A 19,168-nucleotide genomic window follows, 5' to 3' on the forward strand; every position below is an offset into this window, starting at 1 on the left:
ACAACGTTGTCTCGTTCTTTACCCATGACAACTGTTTCTCGTAAAAAATAAGAACGATGTACGGAGTGAAACTTATACATTCTTATATTTTGAGAAAACAAAAAGACCCCTCGTCTCAAAGGACGAAAGGCCATTCTTTCGCGGTACCACCTTTGTTTCGCGCCAATGAAAAATAAACCTACACTTCTCTCACCCTACGGTTCAGAAGCTTAGCGCGACACTCATACAGATAACGGCTGCTACCGGCCACATCCTAACTTATCTTTCATACCTATGAAGACAAGCTCAGAAGGGCGACTCCGGGGCGACTTCGGTGGCTGTATCCTACGGAATGTCACAGCACTTGCATTCCGCTCTCTGAAGGGCTGACCGCCTACTCTTCCCGTTCCCAGTCTTTACTTAGATATTGCTTACTCCATAATACATTTTGAGTCATCCCTAGTCAACCTGGATAAGCCTTTACAGCAGGACTTTGACGCTGAACTTCGACTTATGGCGTACTTATACCGAAATTTCATTTATTTCAACACGCCGCTTGTAGTAGAGGCCCAGTGTTCTAATGTTCTACGGTCACATGACAAAAATCCCGATCTTCTATCAGATCGGGATTCACCTATTCATGTGTCTAAGCATTGCATTTCTATTACGGAATGTACAACACTTGCCCTTCCTCTACACTCTGCCCAGACAAACGATTATACATCCCCAGTTCCCGTGCACTTAGCTGATACTTCTCTGCGATCGTATCCAGCGTTTCTTCACGCTGCACGATGCAAAGGCGAACCTTACGGAACAAGTTAGTGCCATCTGCTCCGGTAATGAATCTGCTCTTCCACTCCGTATTATTTCCAGCCTCTGGAATAATCGCTGCAGCAGATGCATTTCCTTCAGACTGGAGAGCTTCCTGTTCTTTACGGGAACGACTAGAGCTGAGTAATGAAGAGAAGGTGAGATGTTCTTTTACCGGAACCTCTGCTTCTTTCTTGCTTCCTAGAGCAATCTTAAGATCTTGCTTCTCCTCTGGCTGTGGCACAGTCTCCTGAGAAACAAAGACTTCGTTCGCATTCTCACTAATCGGCTGAGCATTCTCTTCTTGTGCGTGAAGCTTATTGTTTGCCTCGTTTTCTGAAGCGAATACAGCGATATCTTGGTCTGCATCAGCAATAGCTGCTGGAACAACGGGCTCTCTAGAGGCAAAAGTATATTCAGCTTCTTGTTCCTGATCCACTTCGCTCGCCTGGCTAACTTGATTCAGCTGAGATACCTCAGCTTCCTCATTCTGTGACTCAGCTTTAAACCAGTAATCCGCTATTCCTGCTTTGGAATCCTCTGATTGCGAATCCAGACTATGCGTCCGAGCTTTCGCGCCCTTGTCCTTCTCATGAGCGGATGAGAAATTAACTATAGGGGACGAATAACCAGCTCCGCTCGAGACCAGTGGGGCCTCTGATGCTCCTGCATTCGCTTCGGCATGCTCATGTTCTTCTACGGCAACCTCCGATGCACCCTCACCAAAGGTCCACTGTGAATTTTCATAAAGCGCATCACTTTCGTGTTCTTGGTTCTCTGCAGATGCTTCTATCACCCTGTCATCTTCGAGAGGGGAATAGGCAACTGTATACTCTTCCTGCTGCCAGGCCGGTTGTGGTTGAGGTTCCGCACCACCGATTCCCCGCAGCGATAGTACGCCAGTTATATTCACAGTACGCATCGTGAGCAGATCAATATCAAAATTCTCGATCTCCACCCCAATATCTTCAATCGAGCTGACGCGTGTAAGCGGAACAGTGATTTCAACGGGAATGGCGTGCTCCAGACGCTGGGTTCGGTCATCCTCACTCCGGTAGAGTCCGGTAAGCAACAGCTGACCATATAACTCGGCACGATCCTCCCGCTGAATCACCTGGATTTCCGGAAGTAGTTCAACCTCCTCCAGCTCAGCTATTCCCGGAAGCTCTTCCGATAGGTGAATGCGTTCATAAATATCAAACCGCAAGCCGTGGGACTGATCAAACACGGGATATGTCCTCCTTCTTGGCATAATCTAACCCTGAGACAGGCCCAGAGCATAAGCCCAAAATGTTACTCCCCACATGTATATGCTTCAAACAGGAAGGCATGACAACTTTGGTAGCACTAACCGGACAGGATGCAAAAAATGTGAACTGAAAGGGATGATCGAACTCTCCTTGTGCAAATATACCCTGCTCCGCATGAACAAAGTATTATATGCTGCTTTTGCTATTAGAACATGGATAGATGTTTCTTTCCAAGAAAAAACGACGTTGTCGTCCTTCAAAGATGACAACCGTTTCTCGTAGAAATATAAGGATAATGTATAATGTGAAACTTATAATTTCTTATATTTTGAAAAAAAATAGAAATTTACTCACTCTACGAAAATTAGATGTAAAAAAGAACCGTAGAACCAGCTTTTGCTGATTATACGGTTCTTTGGGTTACGACATAGCCGTCAAGGCGCTTCAGACAGCAGCTCCCGCAGCTGTAGCATATCCTCTGGCCACGGATCATTGACTTCCAACTGTTCTCCGCTCCAAGGGTGGCAGAAGGACAACGACTTACCGTGAAGCGCATGGCGGCCAGCAGCGCTGGAGGCCCAGACTGGGCCGCCATATAGCGCATCCCCATACAAGGGATGACCCATATGGCTGAGATGGACGCGAATCTGATGCGTCCGGCCGGTCTCCAGCTGCACATGCACCAGGCTCCCGCCATGCAGGGGCTCGCACTCGATGATTCGAGTCACGGCGGATTGTCCGCCGGGCGAGACCCGTCTCCGCGCCGCATGATGACGATCGCGCCCTATCGGTGCGTCGATCACCTTAAGCGTAGGCGGCACTGTACCTTCTACGATCGCGGCGTATAGCCGCGAGATGCTTTTTTCACGCATATTCTCGTCTAGGACAAGCTGTGCGAACTCATTCTTCGCATACATCACCGGGCCTGTTGTATCCTTGTCCAGCCGGTGAATATGGCGCACAGCCACACCTTCTCCAGAAGCGACATAATGCGCAGCTACAAGGTGATCCAGCGTTACACCTAAGCCACTGCCATCAGGATGAACCGCCATGCCTGCCGGTTTGTGGGCAACCAAGCAAAAATCATCCTCATACAGCACCTCAAGCTCTTCCCATACCGGTTCAATACCGGCTTCACGATCCGGGAATAGCGCCAGTCGAAGCCTATCGCCCTTCCACTGAATGCCCCCCTCGCGGCGCAGACGCAGATGAAGCTTCTCAGGCATGCCTACAGTTTCCAGCAGCCACTTGTCAATCGCAGCCTCAGCATCCTCGGCTCCAGTAATGATTTTGCCGGGTGTTACTTCCAGCCACTCTCCACGTCTAGTCCAAGCTCCACCACCGGTTCGTTCTCCGGCTCCGGTACTCAAAGGGCCTTCAGGGCGTTATAATGGCCCTCAATGGTATCATCAATATCTTGCTCACTATGCGCAGCAGATACGAACATACCTTCAAACTGTGAAGGCGGCACGCTAATACCTTGGCTCAGCATATGACCAAAGTAACGACGGAATAGATCCGTGTCGCTAGTCTTAGCCGTCTCAAAATTAGTTACAGGTCCTTCAGTGAAAAATGGACAGACCATCGATCCTACTCGGTTAATCGTCAGCGGAATACCAGTCTGGATTGAATTCTTTTTCAACCCTGCTTCCAGACGCGCACCTAATTGCTCCAGACGATCATATACTTCCGGTGTCAACAGCTTCAGCGTAGTGAATCCTGCTGCCATCGCTAATGGATTACCACTAAGTGTCCCAGCCTGATAGATCGGTCCCGTAGGAGCGATTTGCTCCATAATCTCTCTTTTGCCGCCATAAGCGCCTACTGGAAGTCCTCCACCGATGACTTTGCCGAAGCAAGTGATATCCGGAGTAATGTTGAACAAACCTTGAGCACAGCCACGGTTGACACGGAATCCTGTCATTACCTCATCAAAAATAAGCAATGATCCATGATCTGAAGTTAACTTGCGAAGTCCTTCTAGGAAGCCTGGAAGTGGCGGTACAACACCCATGTTCCCGGCAATTGGCTCTACGATCACTGCGGCAATCTCACTGCCAAAACGTTCAAAAGCAACCTGAGTGGACTCCAAATCATTATATGGAACTGTAATTGTATTCATTGCAACGCCTTCGGGAACGCCCGGACTATCCGGCAAGCCTAATGTAGCCACACCAGAACCCGCCTTAATAAGCAGACTATCTGCGTGGCCGTGGTAGGAGCCTTCGAACTTTAGGATTTTGCTGCGTCCTGTGTAACCACGTGCCAAACGAATAGCGCTCATCGTAGCTTCCGTTCCGGAGTTAACCATGCGTACGATATCTACAGATGCCACACGTTCGACAACTGTTTTTGCCATTTCTGTTTCGAGTAACGTCGGTGCGCCAAAGCTTGTCCCTTTTACCGCCGTCTCCTGCAATGCCTTTACAACCTCAGGATGCGCATGACCCATAATCAGCGGTCCCCATGAGCACACATAGTCGATAAAGCTGTTACCGTCGATATCATAAATACGCGAGCCTTCTCCATGATCCACATAAATCGGAGTCAGACCTACGGATTTGAACGCCCGCACAGGGCTATTCACCCCACCAGGAATATATTGTTTTGCTTCATCAAAAGCCTTGCGGGATGCTTCTTCTTTACGCGCCATTGGCACATTACTCATCTATCTTCACTCCTGTTCTGTTCTTGGTCACATAAGTATAAGGCAGCTGCTTATGCAGCGATGTCGGTGTGATTGAGATTAACCACGTAGCCAGCGGGCTGCATCTTTTGCAAAATAAGTAATAATAATATCCGCTCCCGCGCGTTTCATGCCTGTCAGCATTTCCAGCACAACGGCTTGCTCGTCGATCCAACCTTGTAGCGCCGCTGCTTTTACCATCGAATATTCACCACTCACATTGTAAGCAACGAGGGGAAGATCGAACTGATCGCGAATGGTACGAATCACATCAAGATAAGCCAGAGCAGGCTTTACCATTAACATATCCGCGCCTTCCAGCACATCGGATTCTGCTTCGCGGAGCGCTTCGCGCAGATTGGCAGGGTCCATTTGATACGTTTTGCGATTCCCGAACTGTGGTGCCGAATCCGCTGCTTCACGGAAAGGGCCATAAAATGCCGAAGCATATTTGACCGAATACGACATAATCGGCACATGCTCAAAACCATTCTCATCGAGCCCAGCACGAATCGCGTGTACGAATCCATCCATCATGTTCGAAGGGGCGATAATATCCGCTCCAGCTTTAGCTTGGGATACCGCCGTACGAGTCAGCAACTCCAGCGAAGCATCGTTAATGACATCACCATGCACAACACCGTTCACCGTATGCGTATGCACCATTCCGCAATGTCCGTGATCCGTAAATTCACAAAGGCAGGTATCTGCAACGACCAACAGCTCGGGGTACCACTGCTTAATCAAGCGCGTAGCCTCTTGCACAATTCCATCCTCTGCAAAACCGGAAGAGCCAATAGCATCCTTCGTCTCAGGAATCCCGAACAACAGCACAGCCGGGATGCCTAGTGCAGCAATCTCGTCCACTTCAGCTTTTAAAGTATCCAGCGAAAAATGGTACACACCCGGCATCGAGCTAATCTCATTCTTCACACCTGTTCCATAAGTCACAAAAATAGGCTGTACAAAATCCAGCACATTCAGTACTGTCTCCCGCACCATACCGCGAATTCCAGCAGAACCGCGCAGACGGCGGTGACGTGTAATTGGAAAGCTCATTTGTTCATCCTCCTGAAAAATAAAATACAAAACCACCAATCGCAAACTAGCTGCGGCTTAGTTGTAGTTTGTACAACTATTTCGATGTTTCGTCGTAACTATGAGCTTTAGTTGCATTCTCTACACTTATAAATTACAAAAGAACAAAAACCCCTCACGTACCGCATATTTAATTGCACATATTACAACTAAACTCGATTTCAGCTGATATTCAGGGAATTTAAGTGTATGTTGTACAACTAAAACTCAAGCATATCTCACACGTATCATTTAGAGTAACATTATGTTTACTCACATATACTCTACACACCAGTTAGTTTACAACCAGCCGTCATTATACTCTGAGCTCCAACAGTAACTATGCACGGAGTCCAACTTAAATGTTACTTAAAATAGCGGTGTGACACTTTCGAGTGTAGATGCAAATACGAGCGATATTGTTCAAGTGTCAATTCAAGCTCTTTTGAAGCTGAGTCTCCGCATTCCAGCGGCAGAGTTCCTGCACCAGACTATTAATAGTCGCTTCTTCAGAAAGCAGTCCCGGAGTCAGCCCCGCCTCCAAGGCAGTCTGCTCGGTTAATGGCCCGATGCATGCTATTTTTACGTTTGCCAGTAGCGGAAGTGGATCTTCGAGTCCCATCCGTTTCAGGATGTGCATGAAATTCCGTACTGTCGAAGAACTGGTAAAGGTCACCGCGTGAACGCGCCCCTCCTCCAGCAGCTTCAACAGCTCGTCATCATCCTCGCCAGTCACTACCGTCTCATAGGTATCGACGTCTGTCACTTGGAGACCAAGCTCTCTCAGCTTGTCCGGCAGCCAGTCGCGCGCCAGATCGCCGCGCGGCAACAGCACGTTCTGCCCCGGCAGCAGCCGGGGACCGAAAGTCTCAATCAGTCCTTCCGCCTGAAACTTCGCCGGAAGTTCCTCTGCAATCACCCCGCGCTGCGCCAGCGCGGCTGCCGTGCCTGGCCCCACCGCTACAATCTTTGCGCGGTGAAGCCCCCTAATGTCCGCCCCTAGCTCCGCCAAGTGGCGCCAAAAAAACTCCACGCCATTAGCGCTAGTGAAGAATACCCAGTCGTACGATTCCAGCGCGCCAAGTGCCGCTGCAATCTTCGCCTTCTTCTCTGCGCCTTCTGGCATGATCATCTCGATCACCGGGAACTCATAGGGTTCCCCGCCGAGTTCCTCAATAATATCCACCAGCTCGCTTGCTTGGCTGCGAGCCCGTGTCACCACGATGCGTTTGCCGAATAACGGCATCGCTTCAACCCACTTGAGCTGCTCGCGCTGCAGCACCACGTCGCCGACGACGATCACAGCCGGCGGCTGAAAATCTGCCGCCTTCACTTTCGCCTCTATATCGGCGAGGGTTCCCGTCAGCGTCTCCTGATCTGCGCGGGTGCCCCAGCGCACAAGCGCCACTGGTGTTTCTGGCGGACGTCCGTGCTTAATCAGCTGTGCGCTGATATAACCTATTTTCGCTACACCCATCAGGAACACTAACGTCCCTGTGGCGTTCGTTACTTTATCCCAATGAATGGAATGATCCAGTTTATCCGGACTTTCGTGTCCGGTGATAATCGACAAGGAAGAAGCATGATCGCGGTGCGTGACAGGTATACCCGCATAAGCTGGTACACTGATCGCCGACGTGATGCCCGGTACGATTTCATAATAGATCCCATTTTTGCGCAGCAGTTCCGCTTCTTCACCCACTCGGCCAAAAATCGTAGGGTCCCCACCCTTAAGCCGCACCACTGTTTTCCCCTGTAAAGCTAGATCAACTAACAATTGATTAATCTCTTCCTGCTTCATCGTATGGCGATCCGGCAGCTTGCCTACATAAATTTTCTCGCCGCCGGGTTTCATGCATTTCAGCAATCTAGGACTTGCCAGCCGATCGTACACCAGCACGTCGCTTTTTCGGATACACTCGAGACCTTTTACAGTAATCAGCTTTGCGTCCCCGGGACCTGCACCTACCAAATAAACCTTCCCCGTCAATCCCCTCATCCCCTAACGTCTGACAGTATCTTCTCCGCGCCTCTTGCGATCAGCTTCTTAGCGACTTCTTCGCCAAGCTGTACCGGGTCTACCCCAGTGCAAGTTTCTTTCAAAATCATTGAACCGTCAGGTGTTCCCACCATTCCGGTTAAGGAGATCATTTTGTGCTCGGCTCCAGAGGTAGCAGCATCGGCGGCTGCGTCAAGCACCGCGTAAGCGCCAATCGGCACTTGGCAGCCGCCGTTAAGCGCGCCAAGGAACGTGCGCTCCGCCGCCACCGTCAACGCTGTATCAGCGTCGTTGTATAACGCCAGCAGCTTCCGCAGGTCAGCGTCATCTGCGCGGCACTCTATGCCGAGTGCGCCCTGCCCCACAGCGGGCAGGCAAACTTCCGGCGGCAGGTAGGCGCTCACGCGATCCTGCCAGCCCATGCGCGACAGCCCCGCTGCCGCCAGCAGGATCGCGTCGTACTCGCCGCTCTCCAGCTTGCGCAGCCGCGAGTCAATGTTGCCGCGCACGGGCTCAATGACCAGATCAGGCCGCAGCGCCGCTAGCTGGCTGGAACGGCGTAGGCTGCTCGTGCCTACGCGTGCACCCGGAGGCAGCTCGTCTAGCGAGACGCCTCCGCTAGAGATCAGTGCATCGCGCGGATCGACGCGCTTCGGCACAGCGCCGTTGATCAGCCCCTCCGGTAGCTCGGAGGGCATATCCTTCATGCTGTGCACCGCCATGTCGATTTCTTTTTCCAGCATGGCCTGCTCGATTTCCTTCACGAACAGCCCTTTGCCGCCTACCTTGGATAAGGTGACATCTAGGATGCGGTCCCCTTTGGTAATAATCTTTTTCACTTCAAAAGTGAATCCAAACCCATGCTCCTCGCTAAGTCGCTCCAGATCAGCAATCACATGCCCTGTTTGCGTCAATGCAAGCGCGCTCTGTCTACTCCCCACTATTATCTTACGCATTGTCCATTCCTCCTGATAACGTCTGCCGCTTACTCTTCACCGTAGAACGTATATAGTAATCCAAACTAACCAAAAGTTACTTTGCACTATTCAAAGGCATTTATGCCTTTCATTTAGCTCCTTCGGCGACTTTAGCTCATTTCAAGGGCATTTTCGCCTCTCTTTTTGCTACTTTGGTCGTTTCTGATCAATTCAACGGTACTTATACCGCTCATTCAACCATTCCAGCCACTTCAGCCCAATTCAACGGTACTTATACCGCTCTTTCGACCATTTCAGCCGCTTCAGCCCAATTCAACGGTACTTATACCGCTTATTCGACCATTCCAGCCACTTCAGCCCAATTCAACGGGATTTATACCGCTCATTCGACCGTTCCAGCCACTTCAGCCAAACCATCCGTACTTATACCGCTATTCCAACTATTCCAGCCAGTAACCCGGTTTCCACTTCATATCATTAATCTAACCCAATTTTCTAATTTTCACAGTGTCTACGCGCACTTTTACTCCGCCCGATGATCAGCAATCCAAGCGTCCATATCCTCCGGGCTCCACGCTATAAAGCTACCATTTCTCATCTCATTCAACACATCCAGCGCCCCAAGCTTCCGCAAAAGCCTTCCACGAACATCAGCAGAAGGTTCTTTTTCCTTAATCCGGGTTCTCATGGTATGTACAAAATCCAAATAAGGCTCATACGCCTCATCCAGCGCCTCTTCAAGCACACTTTTAATCTTCGCAGCCGCAAGCGGGCCAGCACCCGAAGTAGATACAGCTACCGTCAAACGACCCCTCCGTACAACTCCGGGCGTGATAAAGCTCCCCGCTTCCGCATGGCTAGCCACATTCACATGAATGCCAAGTCGCCTAGACTCCTGCGCAACCTCTTCATTAACCGTTCTATCGTTAGTGGCTGCATATACGAGAAAGGCCCCACGGAGATCTCCGGGAGCATAAGGCCGGTCATGCCAGGTCATGAGACCCTTTTTCGCTAGAGCGACAAGTGTATCTGTCAAAGAGGGACTAATCACCATAACCACCGCTCCTGCTTCCAGCAGCCCACCCACCTTCCGTTCAGCCACGACACCACCGCCAATAACAACAATCTGTCGCCCTTCACAATCCAGCATTATGGGTAAATAACGCGTCATGCCCTTCACTCCCCACTCCAACCGTGAAAACCAGACCAAGAATTCAACAAAAAATTCAAGATAGTAAAAGCATATCCTAAAATCGCCCAGCGAGCCATACTTACTCCACTTTTCCGCCCGGATTTCTTAAAGATAATATAAAATATGTAAATTCCGAGGCCTATTAGTGTCGTTAACACTTTTAAATCCTGAAATAATAGCGTCCGCCCCTCAGATACAATGGATAAGCCAGCCACAACCAGAGATATTCCTAGCAAAGGAGTACCCACCAGGATAGCGGTGTAAGAATACTTATCTGTAGTCTCTAAGCTCGGCAAACGACGAATTCGGTCATTCCATTTCTTGCTTTTGAGTCTGGTGTGCAGGAACAAATACAATATTGCAAAAACCGTCCCGAGTGTCAGTGCGGCAAAACTCAAGTTGGCCAAAATCACATGCATCGTCAGCCAGCCATACACCGCACTCCAAGTCTCAAGCGTATGCCCCCCCGCCGTCAGCCACACCCGATTAAGCAGAAAAACACTGAATCCAGCCATACTAAGCAGCAGAATCGTAAACTCGCCTCCACGCGTGAAAGCGACTGCAAGCGAAGTCAGTACAATACTGAATGCAAACCAGAACAAGAAATCATAAGGTGTAAAAATGGGCAACCCCTTCTCCTGAGAGAAGCGAATCCCGAGCCCAGCAGCTTGCAAAAGACCCACAACAACAAGAAGCCCCGTGCCTAGCCGCTTCCCACTCGGGTTGCGATGAAGGCAATCCGAGAAAACAAACAGCAGGCTCAGGGCATATAGCAGCAGAGCGGCGTCATATATTCCGTTCAGCAGTTGCATATCACTCACCTACCCAACAGACCTGCCGGAGCAAGCACCGTCTTAGGCACAGAAAAATCGCCGCTACCGGCAGAACGTTCTGCGGAACTAGACTGCTTAACCGGGGCGGAATCTCCGCCATCTGAATTGGAGTCGATCTGTTCCTGTAGCGCAAAGATTTTGGAGAAATAATCAAGGGCTTCATTCCCCTGCTTGCCACCGGACATCTCTTTAATTACATTGATTGGATCATGCATCATCTGGTTCACAATGCTTTTGGTCAAACGACGGATTACCTTGCGCTGATGCTCGTCCAGCTCAGGCAGCTTATTGAACAGACTCTCCATCGTTTCCTCATGAATCGCATTCGACTTATCCTGAAGCGCCCGAATTACCGGTCTGACACCAAGTGTCTTAAGCCACAGTTGGAACTCATCCATTTCCTCACCGATCATCACTTCAATCTTCGCAGCTTCACTCCGGCGCATTTCCAGGTTGTTCTCCACAATGCCCTCCAGATCGTCAATATCATACAAAAAAACATCTGGCACATCAGCCGCCGCAGGATCAATATCACGCGGTACAGCAATATCAATCATAAAAAGCGGCCGCGAAGGGCGGCGCTTCATAGCATGAGCTACCTGATCTGCCGTAAGTACATACCCGTCTGCTCCCGTCGAGCTAATCACGATATCTACCTCATTAAGATTTTTTAACGCATCTTCTATCGTACTCGGCTTACCCGAGAACTTACCGGCCAGTTCAATCGCACGCGACAGCGTACGGTTAGCGACAATCACCTCAGCCGCACCACTACTATATAGATGCTTTACGGTGAGCTCGCTCATTTTGCCGGCGCCGAGAATCAGCACTCTTTTACCAGTGAACATGCCAAAAATACGCTTGCCCAGCTCCACTGCCGCATAACTGACAGATACTGCGCTTTCGCCGATTGACGTTTCACTATGTGCTCTTTTGCCCAGCGTCACCGCTTGTTTAAATAGCCGATTGAACCAAGTTCCAGTCACACCCTCAGCCTGAGCCGTGAGAAAAGAACTCCGTACCTGTCCCAGGATCTGCGTCTCGCCAATCACCATGGAATCCAGGCCGCAGGTCACGCGGAACAAATGTGCAATCGCCTGCTCGTCTTCATATATATACATATGCTGTGCAAATTGCTCGTTTTTCACTCCAAACCACTGCTCCATAAATCCGCGGATGAAATAACCACCCATATGAAGGCGGTCCATGACCACATAAATTTCCGTACGGTTGCAGGTGGCTACTACGACCCCTTCCAGCACACCCTTCGTCTTCATCAGTTGATGAAGCGCTGCCGGAAGATCACTCTCCGCAAAAGCAAACTGTTCCCTAACCTCCACGGGAGCCGTACGATAATTCAGGCCAACGACGACGATGTGCATCGATAGTTCACCATCCTAGTCTCTATTCATTACTGTAATACAGTTATATTAAAGAATAACTTACATAACATTCACTTTCACAACATCTCAAAACACTGTGTTAAGTATATCACACGAAAATACGACTTTTTGCAGATTTTTTGAACGCTTTATGAAATCCAGATAATAATTATTATAAATAAAAAACCGTAGGTTCGCTACGGTTAGGATGGGTTATTTTGTGATTAATTATTAGGTTGGTGGAAGTGGGGAGGGAATTTATAAGCTATTAATTCATAAAATTAAGGAATCTATTTTATATTTTATAGTTTATAGACATCGTCAAAATCACAAATATTTCTAGTATCTAAAATCAACTTACCTTTTAATGAATCCATATTATATTTTATATGATCATGAGCAACCATAATAACAATTATCTCTATCTCATTTAGAAAATCCTCGAAATTTATGAATTGATGTTCTACCATTCTTGTTTTTACAAAAGGATCAAACACTTTAACTCCAAACGCTAAATGCTCATCCATTTTTTCTAAAAGTTGTAAGGTAGGACTTTCTCTTATATCATCAACATTTTCTTTATAGGTTAATCCATATAAACCTACTTTTGATGTATCTTTTATACTATGTGCTCTCATAATATCCCTAACTCTTCCTAAAACATGCGTTGGCATTGCATCATTTGTCTTTCTTGCCATTAGTATCATATTAGTTAAATCAGGATAGTCCCCAACTAAAAACCAAGGGTCTACAGAAATACAATGACCACCAACCCCCGGACCAGGTTGTAGAATATTAACTCTTGGATGTTTATTCGCAATTTTAATGATCTCATACACATCCATATTGTCCGTACGACAAATTTTCGCTAGTTCATTTGCAAACGCAATATTAATATCTCGATATGTATTTTCCACCACTTTTGACATTTCTGCAGATCTGATGTCAGTAACTACAATTTCGCTCTTGCAGAAACTTGAATATAGATCTTTAACTTTCTCTCCTATTTCCAAATCATCTGCACCAATAGTTCTAGAATTATATTCAAGTTCATGAATCATATTTCCAGGTATTATTCTTTCCGGTGCATGAACTAAATTTACATCTTCTCCTATACAGAACCCTCTACTCTCTATTTCAGGCCGGATATATTTATCGATAGAGCCAGGTGAAACTGTTGATTCAATGATAATTATCGAACCTTTTGCACAAATATCTAATACGCTATTAACTGCTGAGATAACATATTTAGGATCAAGTTTTTTACTCTCTTTAATATACGGTGTTGGCACTGCAATTATATAAATATTAGTTTTATGATATTTCGTTGTAAATTCAATCCCACTAGACAGAGCTTCTCTGAAAAGTAATTCTAGCCCTTTTTCTTCGAAACTAAGCATTCCATCTTTTAAAGAATTTACTAATTTTGCATTATAGTCAGTGGCTATTACTCTTACACCACTCTTTGCAAACATCAAAGCTGTTGGTAAACCTATATATCCTAGACCAATGACCGAAACTTCCCTCATAATCATCCGCTCCTTGAAAGTTATTTCTTTCTATATAAAATTCTCCTCAACCTCATAGAACCATATTTTTTTTCTGACCACCAAATAGCATTCATCTGATGAAAATTTATAGTTTTATAATCAAATAATCTTTTATTTTTAATTTGCTTATGTAGTAAGAATGCTGCTTTACTATAATTATTCACATCAAAATAGTTCCATGAACTCCAACCAGTTATAAACGCTATGCGTACTAATAATATATAAACAAACCGTCTACTCCACTGTTTAAATCTTTTGTGTTTTATTTTTGGTTTTGAGTTAACGAAACTAGGTTTTTTAAAATCAATTCCAAGTGGAATAAATAACTTACTAAATAAAAAATTTTCATAAATAAAAGAATTACGGCGAAATTCTGTTCTCAAACTGTAGAAAAGATCAACAAACTCATTATCCCATAAAGGCATTCTCCACTCCATCCCGTTGATCTCATACAATCGGTTGGAATTCACAACCCATCTAATAGGTCTACTATTTGTAAACCAAGCTTCATATAAACTCGTAAATGATTCGAAATCTTTCAGCTCTTCATTCATATCCACAAGAAATTTCTTTATTTTCTTTTTTATATCATTAACTTTAACTTCAGGTATTTTGACAAATTTATAATGTTCATTAAAAATATAATTTACTAACCAATCCATTTCATATTGAAGACCACTTTCATCTTCTTTAGCCAATACAAAACTTCCAGCTGGTAAATCACCACAAAACCCTGTAACAACGACTGAATTTTGAGGGATTATATCCATCTCGATGAGTTTCTTAATAGCAGGATAATCCTGAAAGTGAGGAATAGCACAATAATTGTGAGAATAATCCCCATAATTAATACAATCTTTGTCCAGAAGCTGATTCCATACTTTTTTATCATATTCGATATAATGCCACTCAAATCCCAAGATTTCCGCTACTGATTTAGATGTCTCAACCTCATAACTACCTATTTGACCGTAGGTATAACAAATTACCTTTTCATATCCCTTTTTCTTTAACATGGCGGCTATGTATCGTGAATCATAGCCGCCACTCAAGGGCAATATTACCGTTTTACCCTCTAAAGAATCTATTAATCTATCAAAAAGATTACTGCTTGTTTTACTAATTTTCTCGATAACATCTTCAAATTTATAATCCACATATTTGTGTGTATGCTTATAATAATATTCGAGATGTACATTATTCGAATTAACTCTTAATATTTGTCCAGCTGCTAATTGAAGTATCATATTAAACACAGTGTCATTATTTTGAGAATAACCACATGATATTATTTCACACAACACTGTTTCGTCAGCATCATCTGTACTAATATTATATTTTTCTTTAAGGATTTCTACAGAGTCACTTATAGATTTACCATTAGAAGTAAAAAAAATAGGGAATGATCGCACTCGATCTACAACTGCAAAAGTTTCATTCCCCCTGTAAAGAACTATAGAAAAAAATCCATTCACACGTTTTACTATATACAGCAATGTTTCATAATCCTCAATTTCTGCGCAGAAATCATTCAAGTCATTGTCTTTATAAAAAATGCCTTCGTAAAAAAAATAGCCCTTTGTTATCGTATTATTTTTATCAAACCACTTAAATCCTTCATTGTTATCAATAATCAAATTTAAGCCTCCTCACTATAGAAGCATAATTCTAAAGAAATAAGATATTACAAATAATAAAGTAAAAAAGGCTATACTTTTATATAGATATGTCCAAACCTTAATTCCCGTCAAATTAGCTATATAAATAGAAAACATGTACCAAAGAAAAAAACCAACAATTCCAAATAGTAGTATTGTACTTTTATAGTCTGTAAATACTGTTGCCCCAATACCTATAGCAATTAATCTTGTAAATAACATAATTACATTCATTATTAAATTTTGTTTTTGCTTCTTTAATACAATAAGTACATTTGATAAAGGTGATGCTACGAATACCATTAAGAACCAGGGAACTAAATATCTCGCAATATTCCCTGCTTCAACCCACTCATTTCCAAATACAATGCCGAAAATCTTATCACCGGCACTTAAAATAATTAACATAGGTATAAAAGCTATTATAAAGGAATTAGTTAGTAATTTTTTCGTTAGTGAATACAAACTCTCATTATTATTGTAAAGAATTGCGGCTTTTCTGAAGTAAACTTGAGCTATTGCACTCCCTATAATTGTAAGCGGTAGCAATAAAACCCTTTGAGACATCGAATACCAACCTGTTACAGAATCATTAAAATAATAAGAAAATGCAAAAATAGGGAATTGGACCGATATTGTGTTCAATAAAATTGCAGGCATTTGATATAAAGGAAAATCAGAAAACTCTTTAGTTGTTTTAATTATTTCAGGCTTTATTTTAGGTATTCTATATATTCTTATAAGAACAATTGTAGAGATTAGTTGTCCTAAAATCATTCCATAGATCAATCCGTAGCCTGTTATCCCTGCTAATCCTAAGATTATATTCAAGCAAGTTGCTGACAAAGTGTTAATTATTGGTATCCACATCATAACTCTATAATCCATTTTTCGGTTAGCCAAATTGGTGAAGGTGCTATTAGAACCTCCTAGTAATATTGAAAGCAGCAATAAAGTTAGAAGTACAATATTACTGCCTGAGTTAAATAAATGAATATCAGTTTTGTTTAATATGAGCATTAAGAAATACATTAATATTGCAAAAAGGGTTGTATAGAACAATGAGATAACAACTAATTTCTTTGCCTTCTCTTCACTTTTAGAAACTATAATTGCACTATCTAATTTAAGTGTACAAACAGCAAGTAAAATACTACTTATTGACTGAAAAAAAACGCTAACACCAAAATCTTCTGGGGTAAACAAGCGACTTAGCAGTGGAGAAAAAGAAATATTAATAAGTTGACTAATTAAAGTTCCTGTTGCAAGCTTGGTGACATTTGAATATAAAAATCTCTTGATATTTAATTTACCAAACAAATTACTTACAACTCCTAGTAGAAATCAGACATTTTTTTCACTAATAAATCGCATCAGAAACATCACAAGAAATAGTATAAGAGTAGTATAAAAATATTGAGAAAAAAAGGTTTGAAACCCACCTCGGAATGCCATTCCAAAATTCAATACAAAGAAAACATTCCAATATCTTAGAAACTTGATATTTTTCATTGCATTTATAATCACTCCACAAAAAATCGCAATAAACAAGGCATAAATCCATGTTCCTGATTTGCCAAGCATCATAATTCCCTCACCAAACGCACTTGGAAGTAGTATATAAAAGTTTCTTCCTCCATACTCGATTCCAGTAATAGCTGTCGAGAAGATGTAAGATAACACAGGGAAATTATTATCTGGGTAAAAAGGGACCATGTTAAAGAGCCATCTTTCTATCATTTCAAGAAAATTCAATTGTCCAGCAAACAATTCAGTAATGTATAAATAACTTTGGGAAATAGATTCTTGTCGCAAGAAATCGTTCAAAGTTTCACTAAAACTAAATTTCCCTACATCAATCCCTTGTCGATAATAGAATAAAAAATTCATTACTGGTATTAAAAAGATTAGTGTTACTAGGATTATTATGAATAATGTTCTTTTTTTAATAATATTCTCAGAATAGAAATAAATTAGAATTATACTAAGCCACAGGAACATCTCAGTTCGCCCAACATAACCCGTTTGTACAAAAGAAATATAAGGGTATAGCATTATAAATAATATAAAAAGAAAAGGCTTTTTTCGAAGAGAATAAAGGAATATAAAATAAAAAGGAAGCATTATAATTGAAAGTGAATTTAAAAAACTATATATAGGATCATTTCTTTGTTCTAATCGAACTATAAAAGTATCATTAGAAAAGTGATATCTATTAAATTGAAAGATATCAAATAATCTAAACTCAGGATATAGTAATTTTGCAAAATGAGTTAGTAAAGCTAAAATACCTAAAACAATGAACAACCTTTTAAAGTCAGTAAATATTTCATCATAATTTTTCTTTGCAACAAATAAATTAGACTTTACTATAATTGATAAGGGAACTACTAAAAAAAACATAAAAATCAAGAATGAAATTAAATATTCTGTGTTATCAGTGAAATTCGTAAATATTCCAACACCGGAAAAAAAAGTACACATTGTTATTGCAATAATAATTAATAATTTTTCAATAAATTTATTCAAAAACAAATAACTCACGAAAATTAAAAAACAACCAAATATAATAATTATCGCAAAGTTGTTATAATCCACCATTAAGTGACTCATCTAATTTCCTTTCTCTGATTTTACTTGCAACTATACTCATTTGTTTTTCCCAAGTAAAATTATCTTCAGCAAATTTTCTTAATGTCTCTTCAATGGGTAGTTCAGCAATTCTCTCTAAAAAATTCATAACAGTATTAATATTTAAGGCTTCCTCGTAATGCGGTATTTTCAAAGCATAAGTAAAATCCTCTGGAATCTGTTTTTCATTGTACGCATATACAAAGGGAATCCCTCTAGCACAATATTCTTTAGTCTTTAAGGTAGACCCTTGTAAAACCCCTATTCTATGCATTCCTAATGAGGAAATTCCTAAATCAGCTTCATCAAATAGATTATCTAGTTCCTTACCACTACGCATTCCGTAAAAACACACATTTTCCTCTAATGATAACTTCGATCTTAGTAACTTTAAATTCTCAATTTCTCTTCCCTCTCCTACAATATAAAATTTAATGTTTTTCAAATTAGATCGTTGATCGCTCTGATAATAATTAGCTAATCCATGAAGCACTCTATCATATCCATGCCATACATCAACATTCGCAACTCCTAATAATACTAAATTATCTGCAGCATTAGTAATTCTTTCTATTGATTTTGTTACTATAGGAATATCTTCAATTGTTACACCATTTTCGATCTCTATAACATCTATTCCCCATATTTTTTTATAAGACATGAAAGTGACTATATATGAGACAAATCTTTTAATTCTTCTACTTAATAGCTTATGTATAAGTCCTCCGATTATTTGGAAAACTAATCTTTTGATTTTTTTATTTTTAAAAAGCTGTTTGCAATACGTAATATATTCTTTCCCTATAGGATAGGTTGGCATTTCTAAATATACGTCAATCCCTCTTCTTTTAAATAATTTCAAGGTTTTATAGAACGCTGGGTCTACAAAGCCAGGGGTCCTAATATAGACAACATCATAAACATTATGGGATAGAAGTATTTTTAAAGCTTTATAAATACTAGAACGATACCATAAACCTGAAATATTATATTCTTTTAATACAACTTCTGCGGTATTAATAAAAATCAATTTATCTTCCTTTCTATAAGCTAATTCCATTTCAAATCCTTGTTTCTCCATTGCTTTAAATTGCCATAATACTTTTTTTCGAATTCCAATAGAAGATGTATCGAATAAATCAAAGTATACTAAATATAAGATTTTCACACTCCACCTCTATTT

At 42.6% G+C, this 19,168-nt stretch carries 16 protein-coding genes and 1 other annotated feature; of the genes, 2 read left to right on the forward strand and 14 right to left on the reverse strand.

Features of this window, described 5'->3' with window-relative positions; translation table 11 throughout:
* Positions 1-115: 115 nt before the first annotated feature.
* Positions 116-399 (reverse strand) — a binding site (T-box leader).
* A gap of 244 nt (positions 400-643) precedes the next feature.
* On the reverse strand, positions 644-2,017 hold the full coding sequence (locus MHH52_RS23225) for a LysM peptidoglycan-binding domain-containing protein (RefSeq protein ID WP_340004641.1): 1,374 nt from the start codon (positions 2,015-2,017) through the stop codon (positions 644-646).
* 76 nt (positions 2,018-2,093) lie between these two features.
* Here MHH52_RS23225 and MHH52_RS23230 point away from each other — a divergent pair, with 76 nt between their 5' ends.
* A complete protein-coding gene (locus MHH52_RS23230) occupies positions 2,094-2,321 on the forward strand; it encodes a hypothetical protein (protein ID WP_340004642.1) in 228 nt (75 codons plus the stop codon).
* Positions 2,322-2,473: 152 nt separating this feature from the next.
* Here the strand turns inward: MHH52_RS23230 and MHH52_RS23235 are convergent, their stop codons facing one another.
* The 5 genes from MHH52_RS23235 to hemC form a co-directional block, all read right to left on the reverse strand.
* Complete coding sequence (locus MHH52_RS23235; RefSeq protein WP_340004644.1) at positions 2,474-3,409, reverse strand: RluA family pseudouridine synthase; 936 nt, start codon at positions 3,407-3,409, stop codon at positions 2,474-2,476.
* Positions 3,406-4,692 carry a glutamate-1-semialdehyde 2,1-aminomutase gene (hemL, locus tag MHH52_RS23240; RefSeq protein ID WP_340009786.1) on the reverse strand — a complete coding sequence of 429 codons (1,287 nt, stop codon included), beginning with the start codon at positions 4,690-4,692 and terminating at the stop codon, positions 3,406-3,408. The genes MHH52_RS23235 and hemL overlap by 4 nt, the downstream gene beginning before the upstream one ends.
* Before the next feature lie 93 nt (positions 4,693-4,785).
* The gene (hemB, locus tag MHH52_RS23245) at positions 4,786-5,784 is read right to left on the reverse strand and encodes a porphobilinogen synthase (protein ID WP_042191201.1); all 999 of its coding nucleotides are present in this window, start codon (positions 5,782-5,784) and stop codon (positions 4,786-4,788) included.
* Positions 5,785-6,232: 448 nt separating this feature from the next.
* Positions 6,233-7,792, reverse strand: a complete 1,560-nt coding sequence (gene cobA, locus MHH52_RS23250; protein WP_340009788.1) for a uroporphyrinogen-III C-methyltransferase — start codon at positions 7,790-7,792, stop codon at positions 6,233-6,235.
* A 5-nt stretch (positions 7,793-7,797) separates the two neighbouring features.
* On the reverse strand, positions 7,798-8,757 hold the full coding sequence (hemC, locus tag MHH52_RS23255; RefSeq protein ID WP_340004646.1) for a hydroxymethylbilane synthase: 960 nt from the start codon (positions 8,755-8,757) through the stop codon (positions 7,798-7,800).
* Between the two features lie 173 nt (positions 8,758-8,930).
* Between hemC and MHH52_RS23260 the strand changes: the two genes are divergently transcribed.
* A complete protein-coding gene (locus MHH52_RS23260; RefSeq protein WP_340004647.1) occupies positions 8,931-9,278 on the forward strand; it encodes a hypothetical protein in 348 nt (115 codons plus the stop codon).
* On the opposite strand, the gene MHH52_RS23265 is transcribed toward MHH52_RS23260, so the two are convergent.
* The 8 genes from MHH52_RS23265 to MHH52_RS23300 form a co-directional block, all read right to left on the reverse strand.
* On the reverse strand, positions 9,263-9,910 hold the full coding sequence (locus MHH52_RS23265) for an NAD(P)-dependent oxidoreductase (RefSeq protein ID WP_340004648.1): 648 nt from the start codon (positions 9,908-9,910) through the stop codon (positions 9,263-9,265). The genes MHH52_RS23260 and MHH52_RS23265 overlap by 16 nt on opposite strands.
* 5 nt (positions 9,911-9,915) lie before the next feature.
* Positions 9,916-10,743: a cytochrome c biogenesis protein CcsA gene (ccsA, locus tag MHH52_RS23270; RefSeq protein WP_340009790.1), complete on the reverse strand. Its 828-nt coding sequence runs from the start codon at positions 10,741-10,743 to the stop codon at positions 9,916-9,918.
* Positions 10,744-10,748: 5 nt separating this feature from the next.
* Positions 10,749-12,146, reverse strand: coding sequence for a glutamyl-tRNA reductase (gene hemA, locus MHH52_RS23275; RefSeq protein ID WP_340004649.1), 1,398 nt, complete (start codon positions 12,144-12,146; stop codon positions 10,749-10,751).
* Between the two features lie 302 nt (positions 12,147-12,448).
* Positions 12,449-13,675, reverse strand: a complete 1,227-nt coding sequence (locus tag MHH52_RS23280) for a nucleotide sugar dehydrogenase (RefSeq protein ID WP_340004650.1) — start codon at positions 13,673-13,675, stop codon at positions 12,449-12,451.
* 20 nt (positions 13,676-13,695) lie between these two features.
* The gene (locus MHH52_RS23285) at positions 13,696-15,333 is read right to left on the reverse strand and encodes an asparagine synthase-related protein (RefSeq protein ID WP_340004651.1); all 1,638 of its coding nucleotides are present in this window, start codon (positions 15,331-15,333) and stop codon (positions 13,696-13,698) included.
* Between the two features lie 15 nt (positions 15,334-15,348).
* A complete protein-coding gene (locus tag MHH52_RS23290) occupies positions 15,349-16,674 on the reverse strand; it encodes an oligosaccharide flippase family protein (RefSeq protein WP_340004652.1) in 1,326 nt (441 codons plus the stop codon).
* Positions 16,675-16,698: 24 nt separating this feature from the next.
* Complete coding sequence (locus MHH52_RS23295) at positions 16,699-17,883, reverse strand: O-antigen polymerase (protein ID WP_340004653.1); 1,185 nt, start codon at positions 17,881-17,883, stop codon at positions 16,699-16,701.
* Positions 17,884-17,941: 58 nt separating this feature from the next.
* Positions 17,942-19,153, reverse strand: a complete 1,212-nt coding sequence (locus MHH52_RS23300) for a glycosyltransferase (RefSeq protein ID WP_340004654.1) — start codon at positions 19,151-19,153, stop codon at positions 17,942-17,944.
* Positions 19,154-19,168 lie beyond the last annotated feature (15 nt).

This window comes from Paenibacillus sp. FSL K6-0276 (assembly GCF_037977235.1).
GTDB lineage: Bacteria > Bacillota > Bacilli > Paenibacillales > Paenibacillaceae > Paenibacillus_AQ.

Coding starts and splice junctions, on each gene's coding strand:
- MHH52_RS23280 (WP_340004650.1), bottom strand. CDS start 13,675: ATGAGGGAAGTTTCGGTCATTGGTCTAGGATATATAGGTTTACCAACA.
- hemB (WP_042191201.1), bottom strand. CDS start 5,784: ATGAGCTTTCCAATTACACGTCACCGCCGTCTGCGCGGTTCTGCTGGA.
- hemA (WP_340004649.1), bottom strand. CDS start 12,146: ATGCACATCGTCGTCGTTGGCCTGAATTATCGTACGGCTCCCGTGGAG.
- MHH52_RS23265 (WP_340004648.1), bottom strand. CDS start 9,910: ATGACGCGTTATTTACCCATAATGCTGGATTGTGAAGGGCGACAGATT.
- MHH52_RS23230 (WP_340004642.1), top strand. CDS start 2,094: ATGTATATGCTTCAAACAGGAAGGCATGACAACTTTGGTAGCACTAAC.
- hemL (WP_340009786.1), bottom strand. CDS start 4,692: ATGGCGCGTAAAGAAGAAGCATCCCGCAAGGCTTTTGATGAAGCAAAA.
- ccsA (WP_340009790.1), bottom strand. CDS start 10,743: ATGCAACTGCTGAACGGAATATATGACGCCGCTCTGCTGCTATATGCC.
- hemC (WP_340004646.1), bottom strand. CDS start 8,757: ATGCGTAAGATAATAGTGGGGAGTAGACAGAGCGCGCTTGCATTGACG.